Source organism: Schlesneria sp. (genome assembly GCF_036405755.1).
Classification (GTDB): Bacteria; Planctomycetota; Planctomycetia; order Planctomycetales; family Planctomycetaceae; genus Schlesneria; species Schlesneria sphaerica.
On the sequence record NZ_DASWWZ010000040.1, the window covers coordinates 1 to 3,552 of the forward strand.

General features: G+C 55.7%; 3 protein-coding genes. All 3 read right to left on the reverse strand.

Annotated elements, in window-relative coordinates:
* Nucleotides 1-401: 401 nt before the first annotated feature.
* Nucleotides 402-1,553, reverse strand: coding sequence for a tetratricopeptide repeat protein (locus tag VGE80_RS01300; protein ID WP_440591392.1), 1,152 nt, complete (start codon nucleotides 1,551-1,553; stop codon nucleotides 402-404).
* Nucleotides 1,540-3,255, reverse strand: coding sequence for a CRTAC1 family protein (locus tag VGE80_RS01305; RefSeq protein ID WP_440591393.1), 1,716 nt, complete (start codon nucleotides 3,253-3,255; stop codon nucleotides 1,540-1,542). The genes VGE80_RS01300 and VGE80_RS01305 overlap by 14 nt, the downstream gene beginning before the upstream one ends.
* Nucleotides 3,256-3,367: 112 nt before the next feature.
* A partial coding sequence (locus VGE80_RS01310) for a hypothetical protein (protein WP_440591394.1) occupies nucleotides 3,368-3,552 on the reverse strand: 185 nt, incomplete at its 5' end.

Below are 3,552 nucleotides of genomic sequence, written 5' to 3' on the forward strand. Positions count from 1 at the left end.
TGGTGGGGGGATTCCACGGCGGCACAGGTCTCAAGCCACGCGGCTTGTCCTGTCGAGATCGTGTCGCAATAGCGGGGTTGTCCAACTCGGTTGCTCACTGGCTGTCTCTGCGCAAGCTGTCTCGGTGCAGGAAGAGTCGCGCAGTCAGGAGCAGCCGAGTTGGTCTGTGCCATGATCGCCCCCTTGGCATTCCCCTGCAGGAAATCCGCGGCACTGTCGTTCGGACTCCTCCCATCGTCTCCCGCGTATCAAACCGAGATTCACCGCGATCAAAAGGTTCCGTCAGCTCTCCTGATGAATTCGTGGGCGTGCTGAGGGAGAGCATTCTTCCATCGTCGCGACCCCCTCTCCAACCTCAACCTAACTCAAAGAACAAGGCCCTCATCCCACAGTACCGGTGGCTAACGCGTCTCGGCTTTGAGTTGTTCAAGTTCTTTACGCAACTGTGGGTGATCTGGGGTCTGCGCGAGTTCTCGCTGAATCGCTTTGATCCTCAACTGGCGCTGGTGAACTTGCAGGTACCTCTGATGGTACTTGTCTGCCAGCACACCATCGTCTCGTGTCGGGTCTTGCTTCCCCCACCGTCGATAGGCCTCTGCAAGTTTGAACAAGGCAATCTCGTCGTGTGGAGTCAGCTCTATAACTCGTTTGAGGTCCTGAACCGCTTCATCAAATTTTCCGAGTTCCAGCTGAAGGACACCGCGTAACCGAATCGCTTCTGGTATCTCACCAATCCGGTCCAGAGCCGGCTCCAGCGAGGCTAAGGCGAGTTCGCATTGTCCTTCCAGGTGATAAAGGCGCGCGGTCGCGATTTCGATTCGCGGACCCGCTTCCCCCGCGGCGATGAGCGAGTTCAACTGATCTCTTGCCCCGGGGGCATCTCCGACGTGAATCAACTGTTCCAGTAAACGGGAACGAATTTTGATTTCGTCCAGACGACTCAATTCGTGGTCCAGCGCCTCTTGATACACGGCGATGGCCGCAGCGTTCTGTTCCAATAACTCGTGGATCTGAGCCAGCAACAGCCAGTAATTTGTCTGATGGGGGGCTGCTTTGGTCAGCAGGAGCGTCGCATCAATCAGCCCACGGTGATCTCCCGTTCCCTGAAAGTAGGCACAGCGAAGACGCAGGTAATCTTCATTTTGACCCTGCGTTTCCTGCAGAGCCTCCAGTATCGGTTTTGCGGAAGCCCATTGCTGTGCTTCCAGGCAGACGCGTGCCACCTTCATGAGGTCAGAGGGAGCGAGTTTCTTTTGTGAAAGCTTGGCGGTCCCCGATTCAACCGCACTCCAGTCTTTCAGCCGAGCGGACACGAGGCACAGTTCCAATTCGGCTGCCGGATAGTCGTCGTTAGCCAAGCGGATGGACTGTTCTAATAACCGCTTCTGGTCATAGAGTTCTTTTGACTGCAGGGCCTGTTGATACAGACTTTCCGGGCTGGGTCGCAGGGTCCACAGCAGTCCACAAACGATAATGCTACCTGCGAGTAATGCCAGCAGGAGGGCTATGTTCCATTGACGAGGCTGGGCCGTCGGTTCGCTATGGGGCCGCATCGGTCTCGCTTTGTCCCTGAATGAGATGAGAGGTGCGACCTGTGGGAACCTCGCGGAAGATTTCTGTCATTCCGTCCGTCCAGCAAACCTTCACGTCGAAAGGGGCGTCCGTCACAGCCATCACCACGCGTCGATCGAAATGAGACAGGTATCCTGCACCACTCCGGACGAACGCGATTCGTTCGTCCCCTTCCTGTCTGACGGTAACGGTGGTACCGATTGCATCCCGGTCAACGCGAGTTCCGATGATGTCCAGACTGACGAATCGCTGATGAGGGAATCGATTGCGAAGGACTGATACGGGCTCATTCTGATGCACGACAACCACATCGATTCCTCCGTCATTGTCAAAGTCCCCGACCGTCGCACCTCGACCGGGATGATTCTCACGGAAATATGTTCCAGCGGAGTGAGAAACCTCTTTGAATCGACCATCTGCTGTGTTCTGGAAAAGCTGGGGCTTCTGACGGTACGGGAGCTGACCTCCCCTGTAAAAAACGTGTCCGTTGATCACCAGCAGATCGAGTCGTCCATCCCCATTGAAATCTTCCAGTGCAGTTCCGAAGCCAACCTGAAGACGCGACCGTCCGGCAAGCCCCGCCGTGTTCGTGGTTTGTAGAAAGATGTCATCCCCCAGGTTTCGATAAAGGGCGTTATCTTCGAGTTCGAAGTTCGTGACCCACAGATCGCAACGTCCATCCTGGTCGTAGTCACCCGCTTCAACACCCATACTCCCTTCGTGCGTCCCATACTGATTAACGGCGACGCCGACCGCGTGTCCCATTTCTTGTAAAGTGCCGTCAGAACGACCCAGATAAAGAAAGTTATCTGTCTCGTCGTTCGCGACGTAGAAGTCGACCAGTCCATCGCGGTTGATGTCTGCCGCCACGACGGCTAAACCGTTGCCACCCGGTTGGACTTCTACGCTCTCTGTGATGTCTTCGAACGTGCCGTCACCGAGATTGCGATACACTCGGTCATCTGCGGCAGGAAAGCGGTTGGGGCCGCAGACTTCTCGTTGTTTCAGGGGATTCCAGCATTTCTGGTCGGACGCAGGAGACCATTGCAGATAACTGGCGAGGTAGAGATCGGGCAATCCGTCACGATTGATGTCTCCCCATGCGGCTGCGGTCCACCAGCCCATCTGGTTGATGCCACTTCCGGCTGTCATGTCAATAAACGTCCCGTCGCCAAGGTTTTTGAAGAGCCGACAGCGACCGTAAGCTGTGACGATGAAGTCCGGAAAACCGTCGCAGTCGAAATCCGCCGCGAAGCAGCCATGCGAATAGTCTCCCCCACTCAACACGCGGGCCTGGGCAGAGACTTCGTCAAAATGAAATTCGCTGACGTTACGGAACAAGGCGGAGGGCAAACCGGCAATGGTTGCGTTGGAATCGATGGTGCCGCCGCCGGTGAAAAAAATGTCCGTGAAATCGTCCCGGTCAAAGTCAAAGGCTGCCGCGCCCCCTCCGAGACTCTCCAGGATGAAGAGGTGACCTTCTTCTTCGCCATTGCGATAGGTAAAGCTTATCCGACTTGCGGCTGTGACATCTTCAAACCAGTCAGACTGCTCTGTTTCACGAGGGGAAGGATTGACGGTTTCAGGAGCGACCAGGCGCGGGCTCGATTGTAACGAACGGGCAAAGCCGGCTGGTTGGTGGGGCTGAGGAGAAGTGATTGTTTCGTCAGGGGGAATATCCAAAGGATCGTCGCTACAGCCCAATATGCCACCGAAAACCTCCAAGAGCAGGAGGCATGTAAGAAACGCTCTCAACCGGTGAATCAGCATGAGAGAGTGGCGGAACGCCAGGTAATTAGGACACGTTCGCAAAGCAACTGGCTCCGAGCTCAAAGTCTCCGATCCGGGTGTCACTATTAGAGATGTCGATGGGAAAGTAGGCGGATGGTCCAGTGAGAATTGAGCAGATCAACGGCACTGTGAAGCTGACGGCAAGTTCTTTCCGGAGATCTGAAGCTTTCTCGCGGAGAGGAAGTGCAC